The organism is Acinetobacter sp. PW68 (assembly GCF_020982655.1).
GTDB classification, from domain to species: Bacteria; Pseudomonadota; Gammaproteobacteria; order Pseudomonadales; family Moraxellaceae; genus Acinetobacter; species Acinetobacter towneri_A.
In genome coordinates, this window is the sequence record NZ_JAHZSX010000001.1 from 1,845,326 (window position 1) to 1,872,226 (window position 26,901).

The 26,901-nt window shown below is 41.9% G+C and carries 24 protein-coding genes and 1 other RNA gene; 7 read left to right on the forward strand and 18 right to left on the reverse strand.

The window, feature by feature from the left end:
• Nucleotides 1-15 precede the first annotated feature (15 nt).
• The 5 genes from K1T76_RS08820 to K1T76_RS08840 form a co-directional block, all read right to left on the reverse strand.
• Nucleotides 16-1,617 (reverse strand): ABC transporter ATP-binding protein, encoded by a 1,602-nt coding sequence (locus tag K1T76_RS08820; RefSeq protein WP_230245642.1) that lies wholly within the window; start codon nt 1,615-1,617, stop codon nt 16-18.
• Complete coding sequence (locus K1T76_RS08825) at nt 1,595-2,605, reverse strand: ABC transporter permease (RefSeq protein ID WP_019836356.1); 1,011 nt, start codon at nt 2,603-2,605, stop codon at nt 1,595-1,597. The genes K1T76_RS08820 and K1T76_RS08825 overlap by 23 nt, the downstream gene beginning before the upstream one ends.
• Complete coding sequence (locus K1T76_RS08830) at nt 2,605-3,675, reverse strand: microcin C ABC transporter permease YejB (protein ID WP_230245154.1); 1,071 nt, start codon at nt 3,673-3,675, stop codon at nt 2,605-2,607. The genes K1T76_RS08825 and K1T76_RS08830 overlap by 1 nt, the downstream gene beginning before the upstream one ends.
• A 64-nt stretch (nt 3,676-3,739) precedes the next feature.
• Nucleotides 3,740-5,587 (reverse strand): extracellular solute-binding protein, encoded by a 1,848-nt coding sequence (locus K1T76_RS08835; RefSeq protein WP_230245155.1) that lies wholly within the window; start codon nt 5,585-5,587, stop codon nt 3,740-3,742.
• Between the two features lie 65 nt (nt 5,588-5,652).
• On the reverse strand, nt 5,653-8,922 hold the full coding sequence (locus tag K1T76_RS08840) for a lytic transglycosylase (RefSeq protein WP_230245156.1): 3,270 nt from the start codon (nt 8,920-8,922) through the stop codon (nt 5,653-5,655).
• Nucleotides 8,923-9,134: 212 nt separating this feature from the next.
• Between K1T76_RS08840 and dnaQ the strand changes: the two genes are divergently transcribed.
• From dnaQ to nudC, 3 genes are all read left to right on the forward strand, one after another.
• Entirely contained in the window at nt 9,135-10,613 is a 1,479-nt protein-coding gene (gene dnaQ / locus K1T76_RS08845; protein ID WP_230245157.1) for a DNA polymerase III subunit epsilon, read from the forward strand.
• 128 nt (nt 10,614-10,741) lie between these two features.
• The gene (locus tag K1T76_RS08850; protein ID WP_230245158.1) at nt 10,742-12,388 is read left to right on the forward strand and encodes a chemotaxis protein; all 1,647 of its coding nucleotides are present in this window, start codon (nt 10,742-10,744) and stop codon (nt 12,386-12,388) included.
• Nucleotides 12,385-13,158 (forward strand): NAD(+) diphosphatase, encoded by a 774-nt coding sequence (nudC, locus tag K1T76_RS08855; protein ID WP_070152435.1) that lies wholly within the window; start codon nt 12,385-12,387, stop codon nt 13,156-13,158. Before K1T76_RS08850 ends, nudC begins: the two co-directional genes overlap by 4 nt.
• Before the next feature lie 95 nt (nt 13,159-13,253).
• Here the strand turns inward: nudC and K1T76_RS08860 are convergent, their stop codons facing one another.
• The 3 genes from K1T76_RS08860 to K1T76_RS08870 all read right to left on the reverse strand — a co-directional run bounded on the left by K1T76_RS08860 (nt 13,254) and on the right by K1T76_RS08870 (nt 15,347).
• On the reverse strand, nt 13,254-14,141 hold the full coding sequence (locus K1T76_RS08860; RefSeq protein ID WP_230245159.1) for an alpha/beta hydrolase: 888 nt from the start codon (nt 14,139-14,141) through the stop codon (nt 13,254-13,256).
• The gene (locus K1T76_RS08865) at nt 14,131-14,808 is read right to left on the reverse strand and encodes a BON domain-containing protein (RefSeq protein WP_019836362.1); all 678 of its coding nucleotides are present in this window, start codon (nt 14,806-14,808) and stop codon (nt 14,131-14,133) included. Before K1T76_RS08865 ends, K1T76_RS08860 begins: the two co-directional genes overlap by 11 nt.
• 110 nt (nt 14,809-14,918) lie before the next feature.
• Entirely contained in the window at nt 14,919-15,347 is a 429-nt protein-coding gene (locus K1T76_RS08870; protein WP_230245160.1) for a YraN family protein, read from the reverse strand.
• A gap of 203 nt (nt 15,348-15,550) precedes the next feature.
• Here K1T76_RS08870 and rsmI point away from each other — a divergent pair, with 203 nt between their 5' ends.
• A complete protein-coding gene (gene rsmI, locus K1T76_RS08875; protein ID WP_070152449.1) occupies nt 15,551-16,393 on the forward strand; it encodes a 16S rRNA (cytidine(1402)-2'-O)-methyltransferase in 843 nt (280 codons plus the stop codon).
• Between the two features lie 190 nt (nt 16,394-16,583).
• On the opposite strand, the gene K1T76_RS08880 is transcribed toward rsmI, so the two are convergent.
• The 5 genes from K1T76_RS08880 to K1T76_RS08900 all read right to left on the reverse strand — a co-directional run bounded on the left by K1T76_RS08880 (nt 16,584) and on the right by K1T76_RS08900 (nt 21,821).
• Complete coding sequence (locus K1T76_RS08880) at nt 16,584-16,832, reverse strand: hypothetical protein (RefSeq protein WP_019836366.1); 249 nt, start codon at nt 16,830-16,832, stop codon at nt 16,584-16,586.
• Between the two features lie 175 nt (nt 16,833-17,007).
• Nucleotides 17,008-18,258 (reverse strand): FAD-dependent monooxygenase, encoded by a 1,251-nt coding sequence (locus tag K1T76_RS08885; RefSeq protein WP_230245161.1) that lies wholly within the window; start codon nt 18,256-18,258, stop codon nt 17,008-17,010.
• Nucleotides 18,255-19,463 carry a 2-octaprenyl-6-methoxyphenyl hydroxylase gene (gene ubiH / locus K1T76_RS08890; protein WP_230245162.1) on the reverse strand — a complete coding sequence of 403 codons (1,209 nt, stop codon included), beginning with the start codon at nt 19,461-19,463 and terminating at the stop codon, nt 18,255-18,257. Before ubiH ends, K1T76_RS08885 begins: the two co-directional genes overlap by 4 nt.
• Nucleotides 19,464-19,754: 291 nt before the next feature.
• The gene (pepP, locus tag K1T76_RS08895; RefSeq protein WP_019836369.1) at nt 19,755-21,089 is read right to left on the reverse strand and encodes a Xaa-Pro aminopeptidase; all 1,335 of its coding nucleotides are present in this window, start codon (nt 21,087-21,089) and stop codon (nt 19,755-19,757) included.
• Between the two features lie 93 nt (nt 21,090-21,182).
• Nucleotides 21,183-21,821: a UPF0149 family protein gene (locus K1T76_RS08900; RefSeq protein ID WP_004970514.1), complete on the reverse strand. Its 639-nt coding sequence runs from the start codon at nt 21,819-21,821 to the stop codon at nt 21,183-21,185.
• 64 nt (nt 21,822-21,885) lie between these two features.
• Here K1T76_RS08900 and K1T76_RS08905 point away from each other — a divergent pair, with 64 nt between their 5' ends.
• The 3 genes from K1T76_RS08905 to ssrS all read left to right on the forward strand — a co-directional run bounded on the left by K1T76_RS08905 (nt 21,886) and on the right by ssrS (nt 23,016).
• Nucleotides 21,886-22,437 (forward strand): hypothetical protein, encoded by a 552-nt coding sequence (locus K1T76_RS08905; RefSeq protein ID WP_019836370.1) that lies wholly within the window; start codon nt 21,886-21,888, stop codon nt 22,435-22,437.
• A 1-nt stretch (nt 22,438) separates the two neighbouring features.
• Complete coding sequence (locus K1T76_RS08910) at nt 22,439-22,723, forward strand: cell division protein ZapA (protein ID WP_004970518.1); 285 nt, start codon at nt 22,439-22,441, stop codon at nt 22,721-22,723.
• 110 nt (nt 22,724-22,833) lie between these two features.
• Nucleotides 22,834-23,016: non-coding RNA, 6S RNA (gene ssrS / locus K1T76_RS08915), on the forward strand.
• 47 nt (nt 23,017-23,063) lie between these two features.
• Here ssrS and K1T76_RS08920 read toward each other — a convergent pair.
• The 5 genes from K1T76_RS08920 to K1T76_RS08940 form a co-directional block, all read right to left on the reverse strand.
• Nucleotides 23,064-23,465, reverse strand: a complete 402-nt coding sequence (locus tag K1T76_RS08920; RefSeq protein WP_004970519.1) for a helix-turn-helix domain-containing protein — start codon at nt 23,463-23,465, stop codon at nt 23,064-23,066.
• A gap of 1 nt (nt 23,466) precedes the next feature.
• A complete protein-coding gene (locus K1T76_RS08925) occupies nt 23,467-23,757 on the reverse strand; it encodes a type II toxin-antitoxin system HigB family toxin (RefSeq protein WP_019836372.1) in 291 nt (96 codons plus the stop codon).
• Nucleotides 23,758-23,828: 71 nt separating this feature from the next.
• Nucleotides 23,829-24,323 (reverse strand): flavin reductase, encoded by a 495-nt coding sequence (locus K1T76_RS08930; RefSeq protein WP_070152461.1) that lies wholly within the window; start codon nt 24,321-24,323, stop codon nt 23,829-23,831.
• A 122-nt stretch (nt 24,324-24,445) separates the two neighbouring features.
• Entirely contained in the window at nt 24,446-25,474 is a 1,029-nt protein-coding gene (locus K1T76_RS08935; protein ID WP_070152464.1) for a methionine synthase, read from the reverse strand.
• A gap of 26 nt (nt 25,475-25,500) precedes the next feature.
• The gene (locus tag K1T76_RS08940; RefSeq protein ID WP_230245163.1) at nt 25,501-26,502 is read right to left on the reverse strand and encodes a putative oxygenase MesX; all 1,002 of its coding nucleotides are present in this window, start codon (nt 26,500-26,502) and stop codon (nt 25,501-25,503) included.
• Between the last annotated feature and the right edge of the window lie 399 nt (nt 26,503-26,901).

A 26,901-nucleotide genomic window follows, 5' to 3' on the forward strand; every position in this document is an offset into this window, starting at 1 on the left:
CTAAATATTGAAGAGTTAATATTCACTAGCTGCTATCAGTTGACGGGTGTATTCCGTTTGAGGATCTCTAAATAGCTGTGCAGTCTCCTGAAATTCCATAACTTTAGCTTGATGTAGCACCAACACTTTTTGACAAAGCGCTTTCACCACTTGCAAATCGTGGCTGATAAACAAATAACTCATCTGTTCTTGCCGCTGTAAGCGGCGCAACAACTGCACTACAGCGCGTTGGGTGCTACGATCTAAGGCAGAGGTCGGCTCATCCATAATTAACAGTTTAGGGCGTAATACCAACGCACGTGCTAATGCAATCCGTTGACGTTGCCCACCCGACAATTCATGCGGATAGCGCTGTTTAAAACTCACAGGCAATTCTACTTTGCTTAAAGCTTCATCTATGCGCTGAATGATTTCAGGTTTGGATAAATGTTGCAATGTCAAACCTTCACCAATGGTTTGTTCCACATTTAAACGTGGATTTAAGCTGCTAAACGGATCTTGAAATACAATTTGAAACTGCTGTCTTAAGGGACGCAATTGACGTTCATTCAGTTGATTCAGGTCTCGCCCATGTAGTTCAATTTTTCCATCACTTTCAATCAGTCTTGCAATGGCAAGTGCCAATGAACTTTTACCCGAACCGCTTTCACCGACAATACCAATCGATTGACCTTGCGGAAGTTCCAAGCTTAACGGTTCAACCGCAACCACATAATCTTTAACCCGATTCAGCAAGCCTTGTTTAATCGGGAATTTCACAGCAACCTGATCTAACGCCAAAATAGTCGGCAACTCATCAATTTGCAAAGCTTCGCCAAAATCATGGTTTAACAAATTTTGAGTATAGGCTTGCTGCGGTCTATTAAAAATATCTGCCACACTGCCCTGTTCTTCGACCCGTCCCTGATTCATGACAATGACCTGATCTGCATAGTGTTTGACCAAGTTCAAATCGTGGCTGATCAAAACCATGGCCATATTATGACGCACTTGCAGGCTTTTTAATAAATCCAAAATCTGCGCCTGCAAAGTGACATCTAAAGCAGTGGTTGGTTCATCGGCAATCACAATATCGGGATCAAGTGCCAACGCCATGGCGATCATCACTCGCTGACGTTGCCCCCCAGATAATTCATGTGGATAACGCTTTAGTTTTTCTTCAGGCTGAGGAATGCCAACATCTTCAAGTAATTGCAACACACGGGCACGCGTTTTTTCCTTGCTCCAACCTTGGAGCAACAAACTTTCACCAATAATTTTTTCCACGCGATGCAACGGATTTAAAGCCGTCATCGGTTCCTGAAAAATCATGGCAATTTTTTGACCACGAACTTGCCGCAATTGTTGCGGTTTAAGGCGAAGTAAATCCTGTTCTGCAAAGATTGCCTGACCTTGCACCTGTAAACGTTCGGGCAATAAACCTAGTAATGCCAAACTGCTAATAGATTTTCCCGAACCACTTTCACCGACTAATGCAATAGTTTCGCCTGCATGCAGCTCAAAGTTTAAATCATGCAGCAAAACCTGTTCCTGCTGCCGAATATGCAGATGACTGACTGTTAGCAATACTGCAGGCTGTGACGCAGTTGAAGGATTAACGTCTTGGATCGAATGCATCACGGGTCGCTTCTCCAATATAAATCAACAAGGACAGCACAATCGCTAAGGTAAAAAAGCCTGACAACGCTAACCACGGTGCATTTAAATTATTTTTGCCTTGTAACAGCAATTCCCCTAAAGATGCTGCATCGGGCGGTAAGCCATAACCCAAAAAATCCAGTGCAGTTAAAGCTGTAATATTGGCGGTCAGCATAAAAGGCAACTGCGACAAACTCGAACTCATGGCATTGGGTAAAATATGCCGAAACATAATGGTACGATCGGTTACGCCTAAACTTCGCGCTGCACGGACATAATCAAAATTTCGGGCGCGCAAAAACTCTGCCCGAACTAAGCCGACCAGTGTCGTCCAGCCAAATAGCAGCATAATTACAAATAGCCAATACACACTTGGGGTAAACATGCTGACCAAAATCATCACCATGAACAGCATCGGTAAACCACCCCACACTTCTAAAACACGCTGACCAATTAAATCAACCCAACCACCGTAGTAGCCCTGTATTGCTCCGACCAAAATACCTAGAGCTGCCGATGCGAAAGTCAGTGCAAAACCAAATAACAGAGATACACGCAAGCCATATAAAATTCGCGCCAACACATCACGTCCTTGGTCATCTGTACCTAGCCAGTTTTGTGCAGTTGGTGCTGAAGGTACAGGCACGGTCAAATCTAAATTCGGAGTCTGGTAAGAAAACTCAATGAGCGGCCAAACTGCCCATCCTCGGTCTGCAATCAGTTGTTGCACCACCGGGTCTTTATAATCGGCTTCAGTTTCAAATACACCGCCAAAGGTCGTTTCAGGATAAGCCTTGAACACTGGCAGATATAAAGATTGCTCATATTTGACTAATAACGGTTTGTCATTGGCAATCAATTCTGCCGCTAAAGACAATACAAAAATAATGATAAAGACAATTAAACAACCAAAACTCAATTTGTTCTGTTTAAAACGCTGCACGCGCGCCTGCATGATCGGTGTCATCATTTGGCCCCTCGCGACTCAAAACTAATACGTGGGTCAATCACCTGATATAACACATCACTGATTAAGCGCAGAATTAAGCCCAATAAGGTAAAAATAAACAAAGTACCAAAAATTACAGGATAATCACGCTGCACAATCGCTTCAAAACCAAGCAGGCCTAATCCATCTAAATTAAAAATAATTTCGATGAACAAGTTCCCGACAAAGAAAATACCCACCAACGCTTCGGGCAAACCTGCAATCACAATCAGCATAGCATTACGAAACACATGCCCATAAAACACACGCGATTCGGTTAGACCTTTAGAACGTGCCGCCAACACATATTGTTTGTTTAATTCCTCCATAAAAGAGTATTTTGTCAGATAGGTCAGCCCTGCAAAACCACCAATCACCATCGCCAATAAAGGCAAAGTCATGTGCCAAAAATAGTCGGTGATTTTGCCCCACAGACTCAATTGCGCAAAGTTTTCAGACACCAAACCCTGTAAGGGAAACCACTGAAAATATGAACCGCCTGCAAAAAATACAATCAGCAAAATAGCAAAGGCAAACGCAGGAATGGCATAACCGACTGCCAACAAAATAGAAGTGGCTTTATCGAACAACAAACCATGCTGACGGGCTTTTTTAATACCTAAAGGAATAGAAATTAAATAAATCAGCAAGGTACTCCATAAACCTAAAGATAGCGATACGGGCAATTTTTCCCATAACAATTGGGTCACAGGTTTGTCTTTAAAAAAACTGGTGCCAAAATCAAGCCGCACATAGCTCGTGAGCATTTGCCAAAAACGTTCATGTGCGGGTTTATCAAATCCATATTGTGCTTCGATTTTTGCGACCATTTCATCACTTAAACCTTTAGCACCTTGATAATTACTACTATTAGATGTTGCAGCAGTTTCACCGCCTGTCGTCCCCATGCCCTGAAAAGCTTCGGCTTGCTGAATTGCTTGTTCGACTGGCCCGCCTGGTGCAATTTGAATCACCACAAAGTTAATCAATAAAATGAAAAACAAGGTTGGAATAATCAGGAGCAATCTTTTAAGTATGTATGTGCCCATGTGCTTACCTTTTGGCAATGTTCTGGTTTATCGCAAACACTGTCATGCTTGAGTTATAAAATCGTTATTTTTGACGTAAATAATGCGCAACTTTCTTGGCTTGTGCCGCATCGCTCCACCAATAATCAATTCCTGCCGATAATTTAGGTTTGGTGGCGGGCTGACGATACATATTCCAATAGGCATACCAGTTTTCACCTTTGCCATAGGTTGGAATTTGATAATACCCTGCGCGCAATAAACGATCCAAAACTTTGGTACGCACAATCAATTGTTCACGATTAGGTGCACGTATCAACTGTTGTACCACTTCATCAATCACTGGGTTTTTAATGCCTGCGTAATTGTAGTTTCCTGGTTGATCTGCGGCAGCACTACTCCAAAGCTGTGCCTGTTCATTGCCCGGGCTTAAAGATTGCGGCATGACACTGGTGGTCATATCAAAATCGGCACGACGCATGCGTTCAATATATTGCGGCACATCTACATGCCGAATATTTACCCTAACACCCAGACGTTTCATATTGCGCACAAAAGGCATGAGTGTGCGTTGCAAACCATCCTGATGGATTAAAAATTCAATTTGAATGGCTTTGCCTTTGGCATCTATCAATTTACCTTGCTGAAAACGATAACCCGCTTTCAAAAGCAATTCACGGGCTTTCAGCAAACCGCTTCGGTTAAAGCCACTGGCATCGGTCACAGGATACTGCCAATTTTGCAATACGCCTTGACGTTGAATAGGATGCAGCTTGGCCAAAAAGGGTTTTAAAACAGCCAATTCTGCGGCTGAAGGAGTGCCTTTGGCTTCTAACTCGCTGTTGGAAAAATAACTTTGCAAACGGCGATATTGCCCATAAAACAGGGCTTTGTTTTGCCATTCAAAATCATAAGCGTAGGTTAAAGCCTGCCTAAAGCGAATATCCTGAAACGCATGTCTGCGGGTATTAAAAACAAAACTTTGGGTCGGAATTGGATTTTGGTGCTGAAATTTATGCTTGACCACCATGCCCGCATTCACAGCAGGAAAACGATATTCCGTAACCCATTTTCGTGCCGTATATTCTTCATGCAGCGTGTATTGCCCTGACTTAAACCCTTCAAAGGCAATATCTAGATTACGGTAATAAACATACTTCAGGCGGTCAAAATTATAGCGCCCTTTATTTACAGGTAAATCTTTGCCCCAATAATTTGGATTACGCTTATAAGTAATGCTGCGCCCTGCATCAATCCGCTCAATAAGATACGGTCCTGAACCTAAAATCGGTTCTAGGGTAATACGGGTAAAATCACGCTTTTGCCAGTCTTTCTTAGAATAGATTGGCATTTGCGACAAAATCAGTGGCATTTCGGCATTGTTACTGGATTTAAAACTCACTTTGACCTGATGCTTAGACAAGACCGTGGTTTTATCTAAATCGGATAAATACATTTGTAAACCCGGATTGGACTTGGTCTGAAAAGCATCAAAACTGAATTTGACATCATCTGCTGTGAGCGGGCTGCCATCACTAAATTTGGCTTTAGGATTTAAATGAAAAATGACGAATGCAGTTTGCTTCGGATCATAGCTGACTTTTTCTGCCAATAAGGGATACATCACCCCGGGCTCATCTAAAGAACTGCTCATGAGTGAATCAAATAATAAATCCACTCCATCGGTGGAGCTGCCCTTGCCATTCATACCATTTAAATTATCAAAAGTGCCATTACTGGCACGAATTAAATCGCCACCTTTAGGCGCTTGCGGGTTGGCATAAGGCATAGCCGAACGACCTACATACTGAGGCTGGCTATGTACAGCAATATATGGCGTGGTTTGTAATGCGGCCCATCCACACTGTGGCAAGACCACACAACCTAAAATGTAGCCCAGATATTGATGTGTCTTTTTTTTGGCATATGACATACACACAGCTCCTTGTGCAGTATTCCTGAGGATACAATCAAGCACCGCATCCACAAGATTAAACTTTACAGATTCGGGACTTTAATCATATCGCCAATACGTAATTGGGTATTCGGCTGCATATCATTTAAATCTGCCAATGCTTTAGTGTCGATACCATAACGACTGGCTAAGCCAATCAGCGTATCCCCACGTTTCACTTTATAATCAGTCACGGTTTTAGGAATTTGTATACTTTGTCCAACGCGCAAACCTGAACGTGGGGTTAATTTATTTAAACTCGCCAATTCTGCAACTGACACACCTACACGGTTAGCAATCGAATTTAGCGACTCACCACTTTTAACGGTATAGGCTTCGGTGGCTTTGCTACTGCTGCTTTTCGCTAAACTTGTGACCTCTGTTTTTGCTTCATTCTTTGCAGCACTGGCATCGACTTTTAAACGTTGCCCAATGCGCACATTTGCAGTACGTGAAAGGTCATTCAGCTCTGCCAAATAATTCAATTGCAATTTATATTGGCGGGCGATACTGCTTAAAGTTTCCCCTGCTTTGACCACGTGAATGTCATTGGTGTTTTCAGCCACCGCTTCAACTTGGACTTTTTTCTCAGGAACATCACCTGTAAGTTTCAAACTTTGCCCTGCTCTTAAACCACTGTTACGGCTAAGATTGTTTAAGTCTGCAATATAGTCTTGGCTGAGATTATATTTTGTCGAAATCGCCGATAAGGTATCGCCACGTTGTACCGTATAACGCTCAGGCACATTAACACCTGCAGGCACTTTGAGGGTTTGACCAATACGCACACCGCTTTGCGTGCTTAAATTATTTAAACTGGCGAGCTCTGCCAAAGAAATTTTGGCTTGGTTGGCAATGCTCGATAAAGTATCGCCTCGCTGTACTTGATAATTTTCAGTCGAATATTTTGGCTCTGCTGTTTTTACATCTGACTGACTCACTTCAGCTTTGCTCGCTTCCACTTTTGGTGCAGTTACCTCATGCACAGGTACATGAATACGCTGCCCAACCAATAAATTACTGTTCGCATTTAAACCTGGAGTTAAATCGGCCAATTCCTGATTCGACAAGGCATAACGATCTGCAATCAGTTTTAAATATTCGCCGCGCTTCACCACGTAAGTTTTGGTTGTAATTTTTGCAGCCTGTTCTGCAGTTTTTTTGTCGGCTTCTGCTTTGGCTTTAGATGCAGCAGTTTCTTTTAACCTTAGGCGCTGCCCTACAAATAAACCACTGGTGCTGCTTAAGTTATTCAAGTCTGCCAATTGTTTTACAGTTAAACCAAACTGACTGGCGACACCTGTTAAGGTGTCATTGGCTTGCACCACGTATTGCTCAGGCATAGTTTTTGGCTTGGCAGGCTCTGCCTGTACTTGTGGCTTAGCATCATATAAATAAATACTGGTGCCCACATACAAAGTTGCATCTGGGGCAATTTGGTTCCACTTGGCAATATCACGCCAATTCAAACCATTTTTCATAGCGATACTGGCCAAGGTGTCCCCCGCTAACACGGTGTACGTGCTACGTTTACCTTTGGGTGGAACGACCACCACTTCAGACTCCGTACGTACATAGTTCTTACCTTGGTTACGCTTTGCTTCTTCTGAATCTGGGCGCGTGTTTTCTGCCACACTTTTCGGGTAAGCAAAACCCTTGGTTAATTCTTTACCTTGCTGCTCTGCAACAGACTGACTGGTCTGAATAGCGGTCAGCTTAATTTTGCCATCGTATGGATCAACAATTTCAGTGCCTTGCGGCGCAATTTGTTTCAACTCGGCCACAAGTTGTTCTTGTTCTGCTTTAGAAGCCACAGGCTGCAACACTTCTTCTACAGTTTTATTGCTACCTTCTGCCTGCACTGCTGCAAGAATTTGCTCACGCTCAGTATTGGAAATTGGTGGTTCAATCCGCACAGGCTGAATATTGGCAGCAGGTGTAACAGCAACAGGAATACGCGGCGCACTTGGAATATCGCTACCCGCAGCAAATGCTGCCAAAGCGTCCGAACCTTGTGGCGTACGTGACAAACGTGTAGGCGTAGTCGTTGCTGGTTTTGAAACACTGGCTGTAGTCGATGCTGTGCTTGGTGTAGTGGTAGTTGTGACTGCCGTAGAGGCAGCAGGCTTGCCTGTAGTCGTTCTGGTTGTGGTACTGGTCGTTAAAGCAGGTGGTTCAGATTTAGACGGTGTAATGGTCACACCAGAAGATGAAAACGATGGGGTATTGCTGTTATTACTTGCCAGTAAACCGCTACCACCTTGGAGTTTTTTCAATCGTGCATCGACTGTCGGGCTTAAATCTGCAGGAATTAAAATACGCATTGGACTTTGGGTGTCAATCCGATCCCCACGATGTCCTGGGTTAAGCGAATACAATTCGGCACGACTTAGCCCTGTAATATTGGCCACATCATTTAAATTTACCGCACCTACATTAATTTCACGGAAGTGTGGACGGTTGGCAATTGGCGGCAAAGACACGCCATAAGCATGCGGGCTTTTAATAATTTGTGCCACCGCCAAGAAACGCGGCACATAGTTCATGGTTTCTTGCGGCAGTTTTAAAGACCAATAATCGGTTGGTAAACCTGCAGCTTTATTGCGGTTAATGGCTTGTTGAATACGACCTGGCCCTGCGTTATAAGCCGCCAATGCCAGTTCCCAAGAACCAAACTGATTATATAAACTGCCCAAAAACTCATAGGCGGCACGAGTCGATTCCACGACATCACGGCGACCATCGTACATCGAAGTTTGTTTTAAGCCGTAAATACGCCCCGTACTTGGAATGAACTGCCATAAACCTGCGGCAGCTGCACTACTGGTCGCGGCAGGGTCATAAGAACTTTCGATGACTGGTAACAACGCCAATTCAGTTGGCATGCCACGACGTTCAGCTTCTTTAACTGTGTGATACAAATAACGTGAAGCACGCGCACTTAAACGATCCAAATACGGCTGACGTGAAATAAACCAGCCACGCTGCGCTTCAATACGTGGATTCCAATGGTTTAAATCCATTTTGAAACCAACGGTCATACGCTTCCAGACATCACCGTGTTTTAAAATTAATAAACGGTCACCTTCTACCGCGCGCATATCTGTTGCAGAGAGTAAATCTTCCAGCCCATCTAAAGTACTGGCATCTAAATAACCCGACCCGACCTGACTTGAAGTGAGTGGCTTGCTCGCACCTTGAGTCGAGCTACAACCCGTCATCAAACCAAGGGCAGCTAATGCTGAACCTAAAACTGTAATTTTAAAAAATGAAGGTAAAGTCGGCTGCCACATGCGCGTGGTTGGTTTATACATAAAAAAATCCAAACAACTCGTATATAAATTATTTTTTAGACTTGCCATTGTAGTAGAGCTAGACAACGACACAAGGCATTAATTTAGCGCGTTTCGTCTATAAATGTTACAAGAAATTAAAAAATAGATAGGATTTACACGTCTAAACTGAATTGGCGATATACAATAGCTTTTTATTTCGATTTATTTTGCACAACCTGCGGATCTGATTTATGTCTCAAACAATCACATTATATGTTGATGGTGCTTGTCGTGGTAATCCTGGCTTGGGTGGCTGGGGTGCGTATATTGTTACTGAACAAGCAGAACATAAATTATATGGTGGCGAAGCTCAAACCACCAATAACCGTATGGAATTGACTGCAGCGATTGAAGGCATTTTATTTTGCCCAATGGATGCCAAGCTGATTATTTGGACTGACTCCAATTACGTCAAACAAGGCATTACCGAGTGGATTCACGGCTGGAAAAAGAAAAACTGGAAAGATGTCAAAAATCCTGATCTCTGGCAAAAACTAGATGCGGTCTGTCAAGGTCGTGAAATTGAATGGAACTGGATTAAAGGTCATGCAGGACATGCGGGCAATGAAATGGCAGATCAACTCGCCAATGTGGGTGCAGATCAAGTCAGCAAAATGTTGAAAACTGGAGACTCAAACCCAACCCTCAGCGCAACCTTAGTCACATCGACAGCAGACACCACAGAACATGATAAAAAAAAAACCGAATCTGACTGGTTGTTAGATGACCCCTTTGGTTTTGATTTAATGGGCGCTGATGCCGAGGCTGAAACAGAAGATATGCAAAATACGCTTCAGGAAACTCATCAGACAACTGAGACGGAACTTGAAACAGCAGATAACTTGCCTGCAACTGAATCAACCATTACAGATGAAACTGAAACAGAAAAAACCAATCCATCAGCTCGCGTTGACGCAGTGAACACAACTCAATTGCATCCGCATATTGTGGTCACCCCTGCCACAATGGAGCTACACGGCCCGCGCCAACTGATTCTGGATACCGAAACCACAGGTTTTTACTATCAAGATGGTGACCGAATTATTGAAGTCGGTGCGCTGGAAATGATTAACCGTAAACTCACGGGCAGTTCCATCCACATTTATATTCAGCCTGAAAAACTGGTCGGTGAATCAGAAAACATTCACGGTATTTCAGATGAGTTCTTAAAAGACAAACCCAAGTTTGCCGAAATTGCCGATGTGCTGTATCAATATCTTAAAGGTGCAGAAATTATTGCGCATAACGCCACCTTCGATATGAACTTCTTAGATATGGAGTTCAGTCGTGCGGGGTTGGGCAATTTGTCCGAAGTATGCGAAGTGACCGACTCACTGCTCATGGCAAAAAGTAAGCATCCTGGGCAAAAAAACTCACTCGATGCGCTCGTCAGACGCTATGAAATTCCTGCGCGTGACCGTACGTTCCACGGCGCATTACTAGATGCTGAAATTCTAGCCGATGTTTACTTGGCAATGACTGGCGGACAAGTCGCCTTTGATATGGATGCTCTGTCTGCAAGCGAAGAACAGCAACGTCAAAGTGATCGTTTAAGCATTGATATTGATCTTGCTGTGATTCTGCCATCAGAAGAAGAATTGGCTGCACATGAGAATTGGGTCAAACAATTTGAAGAAAAACACGGTAAACCTTGCTTTTTTGCCAAATAAAATCTACGAGTTTTGTAATTTTATGTATTTAAAGATTTGCCAGTTCAGTTATAGTTAAAGCAAATAGGACTTTGTATATTTTGCAAAGAACCAACAAACAGATAAAACTCTAGGAAAGGTGCAGATCCATGTCTTACCAAACCTCTATACATTTTGATCCAACTGCCTTGCTGATAATAAAAAATGAGGTTGATAATTCTATCAAATTGGTTGAATCCGCAGTAAGTACCTTAGCTGAAGATCAAACTTTGCCTTTTGGGATTGACGATGCACTCGATCAATTTGAACAGTGTGCTCAGGTTTTAGCCTTAATTGATATGGAAAGCTTGGCAAAAATTGCGCAATACTCAGCAGAGCTCATGCGTAAAATTATGGGGAACCCAGGCAATATCAACACGCAGGAAGTGATTGCACTTAGCGAAGGCACCACCATGCTCAAGCGTTATATTGAGTTCATTTGCCTACGTGAAGTTAAAATTCCACAATTTCTGCTCGATACTTTAAACCGTTTAGAATTGGCATTGGGGAAACCGTTGACTCAAGAAGGTCAGCATATCGAAACATTGCTGGACTGCATCACTCCAAGTTTCCAATTGCCGCAAGCGCCTTCTTTAGAAAAATCGGCTTATGTGCATCGCTTATATAAGCTGTCATTACATAAACTGCTCAAGCAAGAAGAATCTGTAATGGATCTTCAAGCAATCAAATTAGTAGGAACGTATTTGGCAGGCTTGGCAGCAAACCATCCTAGTCAGCAATATTGGGGCTTAGTACACGTTGCCTTTAACCATATTGATAACTTGTTGTTGAATGAGCCACGTTTGCGTACTTTTATTGGTATTGAGCACAATATGCGTCAATACTTTGCTGCGCCAGAAAGCTTTCAAGCAAACCTCACTGACCTTGCCAATGTTTTAAGCTTGTGCATTAGTCAGGAAGATGAAGTTTCTCAACATATTCGCAGTCAAATCAATTTGGGCGAAGACCTACTCACCGATACACAGTTACAAGTATTCAGCCGTCATTTGTATGGTCCAGACTTTGACACCATGCATACCATTAGCAATTTAGTGACCACTGAAATGACACAAATTCGCAATGACATCGAATACAACTATCAAAACATGAGTCCTGAAAAAACACGGGAATTGCAAAGCAAATTAAACGAGTTAGCCAATTTATTTAAAGTGCTGAACTTAAATGAAGCGCAAATTGATCTGCAACGTCAAGCAGAATCTTTAAGTCGACCTGAATTGCTTAAAGATGAAAACTTTGCTCAGCAATTAATGAACGTGATTTTATCGGCGATGAACTCTATTGGTGTGTTGGAGCGTCATCACACTTCTAGTCGTTTACAATTACGCGTGAATAACATGAACATTTCGCTAGATCGTTTAGATGAAGCACATGAAGCCTTACTGAATGAAACCAAATTACTGATTGACCTCATCACGCAAACACTAACACTACACCTAGAAAATCAAAACGTTGCAGATTTAGAGCATACTTCTGCACAAATTCGTGAAGTTGCAGGGGCTATGCTGTTCTTAAATGCTGAAAATGGTCAAAAAGCACTGAAAGTATCTGCAGATTTTGTGCATGCACAAGTTGAAGCATGTCAGCACTTAACGCTAGAGCAAGTCAATCACATCTTGGATTCACTTGCGAGCGCAGACATGCTGATTGACAATTTAAAGAACAAACAGCCTGTTCTACACAGCATGTTTAAGGTAGCATTGGACAGTAGTGAAAAATTGAAAACTGTAGCACAATGACTGAACTCTCACTTGCATATATATTTCAGCGACAACAGCTTTTAGTCGATGAAAACTTCCAATTACCACGTGTAGAAAAGCTGGCAAGTGATTTAAGTTTTAGCTCGGGTGATCAAGTGATTGCCCGAGATCTGCTTGACAATGAATCTATACCTGAGGGATTTCAACTGGTTCCAATCCGACAACTTTTACAAGTCTGGAACACGCAGCAGTTTGAACAAGCCAGCCGTGCTATTCAGTTACTCGAATGGCGTCGCAATCATAAATTCTGCAGCCATTGCGGTCATAAAACCGAAGTCCATGCGAAACAATACGCTATGGTCTGCCCTGCTTGTGGCTATCACCAATATCCGCGCGTAAATCCCTGTGTCATTACCGTGATTACCCGTGGTAAAGATGAAGTTTTATTGGCACGTCATTCAAGCAATAAATTGCCAGTTTACGGTTTAATCGCAGGCTTTGTGGAAGTGGGTGAAACACTTGAAGAAGCCGTGCGTCGTGAGACTTTTGAAGAAGTGGGTTTGCAGCTTAAAAATATTCAGTATCTTGCCAGCCAGCCATGGCCTTTTCCAAGTAACTTAATGATCGCATTTAAAGCTGAATATGCAGGCGGTGAAATTCAGTTACAGGAAGAAGAAATTCGTGATGCGCAGTTCTTTAAGTTTGATCAACTGCCTGATATTCCATTTAAAGGCAGTATCGCCCATGCCATGATTATGCATGTGACTCAAGGCACACCTGTGGCAGATGACACCAAAGCTTGGCTATAAGTCTTATAATTCATGATCTGACATATAAAAAACCGTTGCAAGCCACAAGCTGCAACGGTTTTTTATGACTATTTTCAGTGAAAGATCAATCAACATCAGCTATCTTTAAGCGCCTGATCTAAAGCACGCAATATTTGACGTTTGGTCGCAAAGAAACGGCTAAACAGACTCGACACCGATGCCATGACACTGACATGGCCTGTTTTTGGAATGACAATAATTTCGCTGTGATTGCCATATTTCTTTAGCACGTGATCGAAGTCTGTGGCATTATTTGCACCCACAATTTGATCTTTTTCTGCCACCAATAAATAGTGTTTGACTGAATTCGACTCCACAAAATAATACGGCATCACATCCTGATATGGCACCTCTTGATCAAAGGCATCGGCACATAGCGGATCATCCTTATAATCAAAATGATAAGGCCCAGCTAATCCGATAATGGCCCGGATGTGATCTTTACAACTTAAAGCATACGGCTGTGGATGGTATAACAAAGACATCACATTAAACGCCCCAGCAGAATGTCCCATCAACACCACCTGTGCAGTGGAAATACCCAGTTTATGTTGCTGCTGAGTCAAGTAATTCAACGCAAGGGTTAAATCATCAATGTAAGTGGGAAAAATATGTTGTGGCGCGAGCTGATAGTTCATCACCGCGACATCAAAGCCTTCTTTTGCAAAAGCTTCGCCCACAAAACGATAATCTTGCTTATCGCCATGTGACCATGACCCACCATGCACAAACACCATGAGTGGACGCTGTGGGCGTGGTGTTATGGTGCGGTACAAATCCAAACGATGCCGTGCACGTAAACCATAAGCAATATTGCTTTGAACGGTATAACCCTGACGTGGCGTTAAACGGTTCAGCGCATAGCTGCCCAAACTATACAGACGAAATTCTTCATAAATACGTTTCGCCTGTTCTAAAGTTTTATTCAGTTGTTTAAACCAGTGTTCCACATTATTGAACATGCGTCGGTTCAACCTGATCTGGGTCAATCGCGACAGGCGTTTGTGTTTCTGGAGCAACCATTGGACTTACAAAGTTCGCGTTATTGCTTGGTTGTAGCTCAATATTATCAATTAAGGTAATAATTTTAGTGACATTACCTACTTGCTGTAGCACTTGGTTTAAATCCTGCGATTCCGCATTGTTTAAACGTCCCATCACATACAACACGCCATCTTCGGTATGAATACGCACTTTGCTGTCTGACACTACAGGCGCTTTCATAATCAAGCCGCGTGTATTTGCAGTGACCGTAGTGTCCTGCATAATAGTGCTATAACTGATTTGATTGCCCACTGTAATATAGTTATGGATGGTTTTTACATCACTCATGGCACGCACATTGTCTTCTGCCAACTGTTTTAAATGCGCATCAGGCACTTGCCCTGTCAACAACACATTGCCGTGAAAACTTTCTATATTGACACGTGATTGTTTAAAACGTGAATCCAATTTATATAAATTAATTTTTGCAGTACGTTCAATAGAATTATCTATAAACACTTGCCCAAGTGAGCGTGCACCACTTTCTGTACCCACTGGCGCAGTGCCTGTGCCACTTGAAATAAAACTTGCACAACCCGATAAACTTGCTACACACAGCAAGGTCACTGCAATACGATTGAACACTCAGCAAGACTCCTATTATTTTCTTTCAATTCTGGCTTGTGCTGTGCATTTCATCCTTAGATTTGCACGATCAACAATACACCGACTGATGCTTTTGCTTTAAATTTCACTCAAAGATTAATCAAGTCTGCATCAAAAGTAAAAGCATTTTCAATCCATTGCAAATCATACGGGAATTTGGAAAAGTCTTGCTGTACTGTTTTTGCAAATTGCCGAGAAAAATCAAAGCAAATCACATCAAAACGACAATAATATTCTGAATAGTGTGGATATTCTGTTAAAAACTGCAGGGCGGTTTTCATAATTTTACGCTGCTTAGATGTAGACACCACTTCATAGGCTTTGCCATAGCCAGTTTGTGAACGCGCTTTAACTTCTACAAATATCAGTTGTTCTGCTTGAATAAAAATACCGTCTATTTCACCAAAAGCACTGTGATAATTCTGCTCCAACATGCGCCAGCCATGTTGTTGTAAATATTGCCAAGCCGCCTGCTCTGCCCATGTGCCAATGTTTTGCTGGAGTGTTTTTTGATTCATGTTATATCCAATTTTTATTTTGTTATGCTGATCAGTCATAGTATTCACTGAGGTGAAATGACGCGAGTTTCACACGTCAGACTGCAATTCAGGTAGAATACGCGTTTGGTCTGTAACTTGCATCAGACGCAAGCCAATACTGCCGTTGTTTCGTGTTTGATCTTTTTTTATTTTAGTTTGTTATTTCCCACGGAGAAAACTCAATGAGTGCCCAGTTATTTGTTGTTGCTACCCCAATTGGTCACTTAGATGATATGAGCTACCGTGCAATTGATGTGCTCAAATCGGTCAGCCTAATTGCTGCTGAAGATACCCGCACCTCTGCACAATTAATGAAACATTTTAATATTTCAACTCCGCTTACAGCCTGCCATGAACACAACGAAAGTAACAAGATTGATATTTTAGTCCAAAAATTACTCAATGGCGAAGATATTGCGCTCATTAGCGATGCAGGTACGCCACTGATTAGCGACCCAGGTTTTAAATTGGTTCGTGCAGCACAAGCCAATGGTATCCGTGTGATTCCAGTACCCGGTGCATGTGCAGCCATTGCAGCGCTAAGTGCAGTTGGTTTACCCAGTGATCGCTTTAGTTTTCAGGGATTTCTCGCGTCTAAACAATCACAGCGATTACAGCAACTTGAAAAGCTAAAAGATGAAACCCAAACCCTGATTTTTTATGAAGCACCGCATCGAATTTTAGATTCGGTCAAAGATATGGCGGGCGTATTTGGTGCAGACCGTCCTGTTGGCTTTGCCCGTGAAATTACCAAAACCTTTGAAACCATTAAAAAGATGACTTTGGGCGAATTGCTTGAATTTATCGCAGCAGATCATCATCAACAAAAAGGTGAAATTGTATTGGTGGTGGGTGGAGCGAGCGAAGAAAAAGACCTTGAACAAGAAAAATTAGATCAGCTATTGCAGCGTTTATTGCAAGATTTATCGGTAAAAGCAGCATCACAATTGGCTGCTGACTTAACAGGAATTAAAAAGAAAATTGCCTATCAACGTGCCTTGGAGTTAAGCCAAGCAGCTGAATAAGCCTGTTGATCAATAAAGATAATGACAATCATCACGCATAAAAAAGCATCACACTTTATGCAAGGTGATGCTTTTTTTATGTTGAAGTGATAAGCATTAGAGTAGCCTACATAATCAGCACTCCGCTAGACCCACTCAACAGTTCAACGAATAAATTCAATCAACGCAATTAGCAAATACGTTCAACAGATTAGTCGCGTGCAGACTCATCTGGTGGTACTTCGGTAATTTTTCCACCACGTGCCAAGAATGCAGCAACTTCATCTTCCAATGCCTGACGCTGTTTCAGTTTGGCAGTTACGGTGAGTGTTTCTGCTTCTGCTAAATCTCCATCTGCAGCGCTTTCTTCTGAATCTGCAGCGCCTTTTTCGGCAGCTTTCGCTTCATCTTCGTCAACAGTTGAATCTTCTACATCATCGTAATCGTTCATGTCCGTCATCTTAATCTCCCCACAAATGACTTCAATTTAGTCCAAGTGAAAACTGGTTATGAATTACGATGAAATTTAGCAATCTCTTGACCTTTCGCATAGAGTCTAGATTAAAAAAAACGTATCTTTTTTAATCAAATTGGTAATAACGTATGTATGACCGTACAAAAAACGACTGTTTTGCTTAAACGGCGTAGCGTGTGTCTTTAAGTAGACTTAATCCATTGGCTTGTGCCATGAAGGCATCTTTTAACGCAGGCTGCTGTTCTACCTGTTTCAAACCAAAGTTACGTGCCCACACCACCGGGAATAAAGTGGTGGTTTCCATCCAGCCAATCGCAGACATGCTATGCATCATGGCATCATTTTGTCCTTTACGGCGATGCTCATAACGCTTTAAGGTCTGCTCATGCGCCCAAACGCCACGTTTGAAATCGTGTAACAATACATCACACAGTACAGCCGCATCCAGACAACCAATATTCACCCCTTGCCCTGCAAGTGGATGAATCACATGCGCGGCATCACCAATAAGTGCCAGACCATCTTGCACATAGCGCTGCGCTGCACGTGCTTTCAGTGGAAAAATAGCACGCGGGGTTGCCTCTAAGACTTCTCCAAGCATATGATGACTTTCACGAGTCAAAAGCTGGCTAAAGTCGGCATCATTGAGCTTGGCATATTCTTCGGCATAATCATCAGGTAAAGTCCAAACAATCGACTGCCAATGCCCTTCCTGTTCTGCTTGTAAACTCGCCATCGGTAAATAGGCCAAAGGACCTGTTTCTAAGAAAATTTGACGTGCAACATGCTGATGCGGCTGTGCAGTACGAATTGCACAGGTTAAACCTGCCTGACGATAATCCAGCACATCAAAATCAATATAGGCTTGTTCGCGCACAAAGGAGTTGGCACCATCTGCCCCAATCACCAATTTAGTCTGTAATTGCGTACCATCGGCTAAATAAATATGCCAAACATCAACACCGCGTTCTAAACGCGTCACTTTGACTTGCGTGCGATAATCGTGCAATTGTTGCAACATTTGTTGCTGAATCGCTAGATTTAATATACTTGGCTCAACCATTGACCCCAGTGCTTGCTCAATGACGGGTGTACCTGCGCTACTTACCCCAAAATTAATTTCGCCATAACCATTTTTGTTCCACACCTGCATGCCGCTATACGGCATGTGTCGCGCCAGCTTAGACCATACATCGACTGTTTTTAACAGGTGGATGGTTGCTTGACTTAAAGCCAATACACGCGGATTGGCAACTGCAAGAGTTTTCTCTGCATCTAAAATAGGTGCCGCATCTAAAACCGTCGCCTGTACACCGCCTTGTTCCAACAAGAGTGCAGTTAAGCCCCCCACCAAGCCCCCACCAATAATGACGACATCTAAAACTTGAGTTTGTTGATTTGCTGTGCTCATGCTTTTAACCCCATGGCATAATTGGCGACCAAAGGTTTAATGCCTGGAATAGTATCAAACGCGACTAAGCCTGTATTGCGCATAAATTTCAGGATTGGGTTTTGATTGCTAAATCCTCGTACGACACTGTCACAGAATTTGATGACTCGCTGCTGATCTTTCAAACGCGATTGTTCATAGTCACGCAGCATTGTAGCATCACCTAAATCTCCTGACTGAGCCGCCTGTTCGGTGAGATAACGCAATAAGACATATGCATCTCGCATACACAGGTTAAACCCTTGCCCTGCGACTGGGTGAATGGTATGGGCTGCATTGCCCATCAGTACAACGCGACCAACCGCCTGTTTTTCCGCCAGAACTTGTGATAATGGAAAACTAAAACGACGTCCTGTTTTTTCAAATTTCCCTGCACGATCACCATAGGCTTGTTGCAAGGCATTTAAAAAGTGTTGATCATTTTCATCGCCCATCCATTCATGTTCTGTACCTTTTGGTACAGGCCACACCACAGAACGGCGATATTCACCTGGTAGTGGTAACAATGCCAAAGGCCCTAAATGGCTAAAACGCTCAAAGCCGACATGTGCATGCGGTTTGGAGGTTTGTACTGTCGTCACTATCGCCACTTGGTCATAATCATGTTCCGATGCACCGATGCCCAAGGCTTTACGGCAGAAAGAATCACGACCATCGGCAGCAATTAGTAGTTTGGCAGCAAGCTGTAATTGTTCCTGACCACGTACGGCTTCAATATAGGCAAAATCTGTATCTTGTTTAAGACTGATGACCTGCACACCATCAATCAATTCAATCAAAGGCTGTTTACGTACTTCGGTCAACAACACTCGACCAAGCCATGCATTTTCAATCACCTGCCCAAAGCTTTCGACTTTTTCTTGTTCGGCCAATAAACGTGCTTTGCCAAAACTGCCTTGTTCGGTAATTTGAACTTCTAAAATAGGTGTGGCATGTTCTTGCAAGGCATCCCATAAACCTAGCTCTTGGTAAATTTGTACGCTGCGACGCGACAAGGCACTGTTACGTGCATCAAAACTGGAGTGATACGGCGCAAGGTTGGCATCATCATAATTGGGGTATTGAATCGCTTCTAGCAACTTCACTGCAATGTTTGACTTAGCCAACATCAAGGCTAAGCTTAGCCCGACCATACCACCGCCTACAATGATCACTTCTTGTTGCATGCCTTGATCCTTTTTATGATGTATTCGACTTCAAAAGATTCAATCGAAATACGTATAATCTGTAATGGATTTTATCTTACCGCAAAGTCATTTATTTTTATAATGAATTAGTGTTGAAGCTATGGAAGATGATTAGACTTCTGGCAAAAGTTCGATTAAAGCGTGTTGATTGCCTTGTTTATAATCAAATAAAAAATCGAATAAAAGACTTAAAATTATTTACTTACTCAAAATTTACACGCGCTTTTTTTAAAAAAAGCTGATCATCTGACCAGCTTTAATGAGGTTCAATTAAGCAGATTTTGCTTTTGCCATCAATGCTTCAATCTCTTCCACGGTTTTCACCACTTTTGAAGTCAGATTCAATGGCCCGTTCGCAGTCGCCACAATATCATCTTCAATACGGATGCCTATACCACGCCATTTAGCATCTACAGTTTCATCATCGGGTGCAATGTACAGACCTGGCTCAATGGTCACCACCATACCCTCTTCATACACACGCCAGTCTTCACCGTGTTTATAGCTACCGACATCATGCACATCCATGCCCAACCAATGCCCTGTACCGTGCATATAAAACTGACGATAACTTTCTGAAGCAATAATTTCTTCTAAATCGCCCTGCATAATGCCTAGATCAAGCAAACCTTGCACCAAAATACGCACCGCAACATGATGCGGCTCTTTGTAGGAGTTACCAATTTGCACGGCTTCAATTGCTGCAATTTGCGCATCCAATACAATGTTATACAGTGCTTTTTGTTCTGGACTGAATTGACCATTCACGGGAAAAGTACGGGTAATATCTGAGGCATAGCACTGATATTCACAGGCAGCATCTATCAGGACTAAATCGCCATCTTTAAGCACTTTGTCATTTTCGACATAATGCAAAATGCAGGCATTTTCACCACCACCGACAATACTGTTATAGGCAGGTACGCAGCCATTTTTACCAAAAATATAATTCAGTTCAGCTTCTAGCTCATATTCCATCATGCCTACTTTTACTGTTTGCATAGCACGAATATGCGCTTCTGCACTAATATTTGAGGCAATTTGCATCAACTCCAATTCAGACTCAGTTTTATGCAAACGCATTTTATCCAGCAAACGATCTAACTGAACAATTTTAGCAGGTGCAGTATTGCCTTGACGATGTTGTGCATCGGCTTGTTGGTTCCATGCCGCAACACGTACATCAAATTCAGGCTGCTGCCCTAAACGATAATACAACGTGTCTTTATTGACAATTTTGGCGATGATTTCTGCATCTAATTGCGCAATTGCAAAAGACTCATCTGCCTCAAACAGCTCAATTGCACCTTCTAAACCTGCGCGATAACCATTCCAGATTTCCATTTCACGGTTACGTTCACGGCAGAACAACGTGTAGGTATAACCTTCATCAATTGATTCATAGGTTTCAATCACAGCAACTGCTTCAGGTTCAGCAAAACCTGTTAAATAGAAAAAACTGCTGTCGGCACGATATTTATAATCTGCATCACGATTACGCATTGCCACAGGACTGGTTGCAATAATTGCGACACTATTGGGCCCCATCAGTTCTGCAAGTTGATCACGACGTTCTTTAAATTCGACTTGAGTCAGTTTTTTCATAAATACGGTCTACATATATAAAATGATGAAAATATGATTGTTGTAATGACTTAAAGCACCTTACACCGACATACTTAGGCACACAACGCCCGATTAACTCGGACGGTGTGGCGTAAACATTTCAACAACAGCACTTGCGTTTTGTGTGGTTTGTGCAGTTTGTTGACGCGACTTAGCATGTAAGTTTTGCAATAAAGAGCTTTCTTCTACTGGTACTTTTTTACGCCCAACAGATAAACTCACAGGAATCAAACGTACAAATTCATACAATTCCTGATAGCTTTCTTCGCCTTCTTCGTCATTGTCTGAATCTTCAAATTCAACCGCAGCAACATCTTGTAAATGCTCAATCAGTTCAATTTCATCTGAACGAATATGCCCAGAAGCCAAACCAAAACCAAGCACAACGCCTGCACACCAATCTGCCAAAGCTTGCACACGTTCTTGTAAAAGATGTTCATCATCTGGCAATAACGGCAGATAATCTAACTCATCTTCAGACAAAGCATGTGCGACATCTTCCGATTCATCGGTTAAAAGTGACAGTGCGGCTGGCTCTAATTCTGGCACATTGAGGGTTTCTAAAATCTGCTGCCACTCGGTTTCAGTTGGTGCATTTGTCACACAAACTATACCTGTCAGCAAGCCATGTAACTCACTTGGGCTTGAAATTTCTTCAATGTTAGAAAAATTGCGGAACCATTCCGACCAACCTGAAATATCGTCTTGCATTCGTTTATCCAATCTCTATACTTCGTATATATTACCTTTGTTTGCAATACTGTGCGACCACGATATGTTAGAAGAATTACAGCGTCTACAAGCGCATATTGGTGTTTTAAAAACACGAATTGATCATTATGAAAGTGAAAATACCGCCCTCAGCACAGCCAAGCAAACTGCTGAGGAACAGCATCATGCACAAATTGTGCAAAGAAACAGCATTATTACTGCCAAGCAAGATGAAATTGAGAATCTGACTGAGCAATTAAGCAGCACTCAGGCGCAATTTCAGCAGTTAAACCAAGATGCGACAGCACTGGCAGACCGTTACAGTCGTTTGGAAAAAAGCTGTACTGATTTGAAAAACCGCTTTCAGGAAATTTTGGCTGAGCGCAATGAATTACGCATTCTGAAAGAAAAAATGCTGAATGATCAGCGTATGAATCAGCATGAAATTCAGACACTCAAACAAGAACGTGAAAGATTGTTACAAAAAAATGAGCATGCCAAAGCCAAAGTTGAAGCTATTATTCAGCGTCTTGCAATTTTAGGTACAGCTCAAGATCATCATGCGCAAGAAATTCAACAACTTGCCCACCCTGCCGAAGTGAGCGAGGAAGGTTAATATGTCAGTTCAAATTCCAATTGATTTACGTGTTTTAGGACATAGTTTCCGTTTAGCCACAACTGAAGAAAAAAGAGAAGATTTAGAGCGTGCAGCACAATTATTGAATGAACGCTATGATGAGTTTCGTCGTAAAGCGCCCAATATGGAACCGAGCAAACTGATTATTGTGGTGGCTTTAGAGTTGATGCAAGAGGTTCTTTCTATGAATAAATCTTTGCAGCATTATGAGCATTGTGAGCGTTTACTCAGCACCATTTTGCAAGAAGTTGAAGCCCTTACTTAAGTGTCGTTTTTTTGACTTAAGTTTGCATAAAGGCTATGCAAACAAGCTCTATCTTTACAGTTAATTCGTGAACATGAGTTGCCAAGCAACTGAGATGGGTTATACTAATTCTAACTCTGAGGTGTTCGCCAGCGAGTCTATATCCCTGCCGATACTTAAATCTTAGGATTGTGTTCTGCATATTTAGAGCGTATGCCCATCTCGTATGGGAAACCCAGCAAGTATGCGTCGCGTCCGCCTTGAACTTTTTCGGGTTCAGGGTAACGACATGCAGCGGCATCTTCGGAGCTATTTATTTTTAAATATCTAAAAATAAAATGTCTAAAAAATATAAAATCGTTTAGAAAAATGTATCAGCAGAAACCTTAAACCGCTCAGACAGCGCTTTAATATGACGAATATTCAACTGGCGTTTGCCACTTAAAATCTCCGAAATCACAGATTGAGTTGCAACCTCTGCCAAGTCAGATTGACCTAATCCATGTTGCGCCATCAAAAAAGCTAAAGCAGCACGACCATCTCCATGAGGAATAGGCAGGTGTTCATTTTCATAAACAGAAACCAAGTCACCGAGTTGATGAATCAGCCCCATTAAAGGATGCGTTTCATCATCACCAACAATATCTAAAAGCTCATCTAAAGCCTCGACAAGTGCATGAAAATCTTTTTCATTTTCTGGTTTACTCAGCAAAGGAGCAACGTAGTGCCAGTGATCTACAGCCTGTTTAATCATTGCGTTCATACTAATCCTCCTTCCAATGACCTTTGTCATATTCTTTATGGGATAACACATGACGAATATACACACGCTTTGCCTGATACATCACAACAGCAATAAGTCGAATCTTATTCCCACCAATATCGAATACATGAAACTTTCCAACTTTATCAACTGCTGGAAATAACTGCTTCATTTCGGCAAAGTCTTTCGGATCATTTGCCTTAATAATTCGATACCAACCATCGAGTGCTGTTTCAGCCTGTGGCCACTTGTGCATTGCCTCTATAATTCTAGCGTGGGTGATCACATGCATAATATTTTATCGCATTTTGCTATAAATCAAGTATAAACTGATTATCGCATATTGCAATATTTTATAGCGAATTAAACAAACTCAGTTTCACCAACTTGATGATAGTGACGATTAAAATAAACCAACGCCTGATCTTGTTGATTTTTTTGAATGGCAACAATTGGGCAAATAAAAATAGTATGCGTTCCGACTTCTTGAATTTGCGAAATTTCACAATCAAAGCTCACTAATGCATTTTTTAATATAGGAGCACCCGTTTCTAAAGCACCCCATTCCGCCAGCTTAAAACGCTCATCTGAGCTTAATTTTGATGAGGCAAACGAATTGGCAAGGTGTTCTTGTTCTGCATTCAGCACATTCACACACAGCACTTTATTCTCTAAAAAACTGAGATGTGAACGCGATGATTTATTCATACACACCAATAATGTTGGCGGTGTATCTGTCACGCTACATACCGCAGATGCAGTAAAACCATGACGTCCTGCATCTCCCATTGTCGTCACTACATTGACTGCACTTGATAAGAAAGACATTGCATTTTTGAAGTCTGTTGCTTTAACCATCACCGTATTCCAACACTCAACTTTTTTAGAAAGTTCAAAGGATGCTTTTTGCCTGAAAAAGCATCCCTGATTCACTTAACTTAAATTCACTTGGCTTGAATTCACTTCGCCTGATCGAACGCTTAACTAGATAATTCTTGGCGAATAATCTTCGTACCAGCAGCCAAAGCCTGTAACTTGCCTCGTGCAACCTGACGACTCAATGGTGCCATTCCACAGTTAGTCGATGGGTACAACTTGTCAGCATCGACAAATTGCAATGCTTTGCGCAATGTATCTGCAACTTCATCGGCTGTTTCAATCGTATTCGTTGCGACATCAATCGCACCCACCATCACCTTTTTACCACGGATAAGTTCAAGCAAATCCATCGGAACACGTGAGTTGTGACATTCGAGTGAGATAATATCCAAATTTGATTGCTGTAATTTTGGGAAAACTGCTTCGTATTGACGCCATTCTGAGCCGAGTGTTTTTTTCCAATCAGTATTGGCTTTAATGCCATAACCATAGCAAATATGCACGGCCGTTTCACATTTCAAACCTTCTAAAGCACGCTCTAATGTTGCCACGCCCCAGTCATTCACTTCATCAAAAAACACGTTAAACGCAGGTTCATCAAACTGAATGATGTCTACTCCTGCAGCTTCAAGTTCACGCGCTTCCTGATTCAGGATTTTGGCAAATTCCCATGCCAACTTTTCACGGCTCTTGTAGTGTGCATCGTATAAAGTATCAATCATGGTCATAGGGCCAGGCAGCGCCCATTTAATAGGTTGATCTGTCAGTGAACGCAAGAATTTGGCATCTTCGACAAATACTGGTTTTTGCCGAGAAACTGCACCCACCACAGAAGGGACACTGGCATCATAACGATCACGAATTTTGACTGTTTCACGTTTCTCAAAATCGACACCTTCAAGGTGTTCAATAAAAGTGGTAACAAAATGCTGGCGGGTTTGTTCCCCATCACTCACAATATCAATCCCTGCTTGCTGTTGTTCATGCAGTGATAGACGTAGCGCATCTTGTTTTGCGTCCAGTAATTCTTGCCCTGTTAATTTCCAAGCCGACCAAAGCTTTTCAGGTTCTGCCAGCCACGAAGGTTTAGGTAAACTGCCAGCCGTTGATGTCGGTAATAAAATAGTCATTTTGAATCTTCTATCTGTATTTTAAGTTAAGCAACACGTTCTTGATTAGCAGCATGCGGCGGTACGAAATTAGCAGCCCATTGTTCAAGAATGTCTTGATAAGGCTTGATAAAGTTTTCTTCAGTCCATTTACCCTGCTTCACTGCCAACTGAGCACGCTCAACTCGGTCATACACAACTTGGGTCAATGAATAATCCTGATAATTCAAACTTGGCTGATAGACCTCGCCTGCAGGTGAGTTGGTGTTATAAATTTCAGGACGGTAAATTTTCTGGAAGCTTTCCATGGTGCTGATGGCACTGATCAGCTCAAAATCTGTGTAATCACGCAGTAAATCACCAGAGAAATAGAACGCAAGCGGTGCATTGCTATTTTCAGGTTTGAAATAACGCACGGTTAAACCCATTTTTTCAAAGTAGTCATCGGTACGTGAATATTCATCATTTTTATATTCTGTACCTAAAACAGGATGCACATTGGTTGTGCGGTAATAAGTTTTCGTGGTTGATACGCTCAGGCAAATCACTGGTTGTTTTTGAAACTCAGTTTGAAACACTGCTGAACTGACCAAATGCTGATAAAGCTTACCGTGTAAATCGCCAAAACTTTCAGGCTTTTCATTCACTTTACAGCCGAATGCAGGCAATACCACACTAAAGTCATAATCGCGGACATAAGAAGAAAAACTGTTACCAATCATGCCTTCAATGCGTTCATTTGTTTGATGATCTGTGATCGTACTTTTTAGCATTTCAATGAATGGGAAAGTTTTGCCGTTTCCTTCAATATCAATTTCTGCAGAAATGATGTCAATTTCAAGCGAATAACGATCACCTTTCGGGTTATCGCAAGATGCGAGCGAGTTAAAACGATTATTGATCATCGCTAAGGTTCTGCGTAAATTTTCCTGACGGCTTTCACCACGCGCTAAATTTGCAAAGTTGGTGGTTAAACGCGTGCTGTTAGCAGGTTCATAGTTTTCGTCAAAACGAATGCGTTTAATTGAACAGGTGAATGGCTTGGTCATGATGATCTACTACCCAAATTTAAAAAGTTAAAATTTCTGAATGAGGGTATTTATACTGCAATGACAAAGTGAATAAAAATGATTTAACCTCAGTCCAAAGTGAATTTTATTCACCTTGGTTTAGATAATGCAGCAAAACAACTAAAAATAATGATTTTTCTGCTATAACAAAATTTTTAAAATTAAAATAAATACTTTAATAACAATATTTTAATGTAAAAAATATTTTTATTCTAATCAATATTGAAGCGTAGATTTTAGATGACAGTCCATTACCTATTCATCAAGTTTCAGCCCTGAATGAATGAAACTCAGCTTGAAGTTAAAAAATCTCAGCTTCTGATTGGTTTGGTTTAGCATCTTCGTGATCAAAATGTATGCATTGGATCATATCAAAAA

Coding starts and splice junctions, on each gene's coding strand:
- K1T76_RS08860 (WP_230245159.1), bottom strand. CDS start 14,141: ATGTTCAATAATGTGGAACACTGGTTTAAACAACTGAATAAAACTTTA.
- K1T76_RS08905 (WP_019836370.1), top strand. CDS start 21,886: ATGTTAGAAGAATTACAGCGTCTACAAGCGCATATTGGTGTTTTAAAA.
- K1T76_RS08880 (WP_019836366.1), bottom strand. CDS start 16,832: ATGACGGACATGAACGATTACGATGATGTAGAAGATTCAACTGTTGAC.
- K1T76_RS08830 (WP_230245154.1), bottom strand. CDS start 3,675: ATGGGCACATACATACTTAAAAGATTGCTCCTGATTATTCCAACCTTG.
- dnaQ (WP_230245157.1), top strand. CDS start 9,135: ATGTCTCAAACAATCACATTATATGTTGATGGTGCTTGTCGTGGTAAT.
- K1T76_RS08940 (WP_230245163.1), bottom strand. CDS start 26,502: ATGACCAAGCCATTCACCTGTTCAATTAAACGCATTCGTTTTGACGAA.
- K1T76_RS08835 (WP_230245155.1), bottom strand. CDS start 5,587: ATGTCATATGCCAAAAAAAAGACACATCAATATCTGGGCTACATTTTA.
- rsmI (WP_070152449.1), top strand. CDS start 15,551: ATGAGTGCCCAGTTATTTGTTGTTGCTACCCCAATTGGTCACTTAGAT.
- K1T76_RS08900 (WP_004970514.1), bottom strand. CDS start 21,821: ATGCAAGACGATATTTCAGGTTGGTCGGAATGGTTCCGCAATTTTTCT.
- K1T76_RS08935 (WP_070152464.1), bottom strand. CDS start 25,474: ATGACTATTTTATTACCGACATCAACGGCTGGCAGTTTACCTAAACCT.
- K1T76_RS08910 (WP_004970518.1), top strand. CDS start 22,439: ATGTCAGTTCAAATTCCAATTGATTTACGTGTTTTAGGACATAGTTTC.
- K1T76_RS08850 (WP_230245158.1), top strand. CDS start 10,742: ATGTCTTACCAAACCTCTATACATTTTGATCCAACTGCCTTGCTGATA.
- nudC (WP_070152435.1), top strand. CDS start 12,385: ATGACTGAACTCTCACTTGCATATATATTTCAGCGACAACAGCTTTTA.
- K1T76_RS08885 (WP_230245161.1), bottom strand. CDS start 18,258: ATGAGCACAGCAAATCAACAAACTCAAGTTTTAGATGTCGTCATTATT.
- K1T76_RS08920 (WP_004970519.1), bottom strand. CDS start 23,465: ATGAACGCAATGATTAAACAGGCTGTAGATCACTGGCACTACGTTGCT.
- K1T76_RS08870 (WP_230245160.1), bottom strand. CDS start 15,347: ATGAATCAAAAAACACTCCAGCAAAACATTGGCACATGGGCAGAGCAG.
- K1T76_RS08825 (WP_019836356.1), bottom strand. CDS start 2,605: ATGACACCGATCATGCAGGCGCGCGTGCAGCGTTTTAAACAGAACAAA.
- K1T76_RS08820 (WP_230245642.1), bottom strand. CDS start 1,617: ATGCATTCGATCCAAGACGTTAATCCTTCAACTGCGTCACAGCCTGCA.
- K1T76_RS08930 (WP_070152461.1), bottom strand. CDS start 24,323: ATGGTTAAAGCAACAGACTTCAAAAATGCAATGTCTTTCTTATCAAGT.
- pepP (WP_019836369.1), bottom strand. CDS start 21,089: ATGAAAAAACTGACTCAAGTCGAATTTAAAGAACGTCGTGATCAACTT.
- K1T76_RS08925 (WP_019836372.1), bottom strand. CDS start 23,757: ATGCATGTGATCACCCACGCTAGAATTATAGAGGCAATGCACAAGTGG.
- ubiH (WP_230245162.1), bottom strand. CDS start 19,463: ATGCAACAAGAAGTGATCATTGTAGGCGGTGGTATGGTCGGGCTAAGC.
- K1T76_RS08840 (WP_230245156.1), bottom strand. CDS start 8,922: ATGTATAAACCAACCACGCGCATGTGGCAGCCGACTTTACCTTCATTT.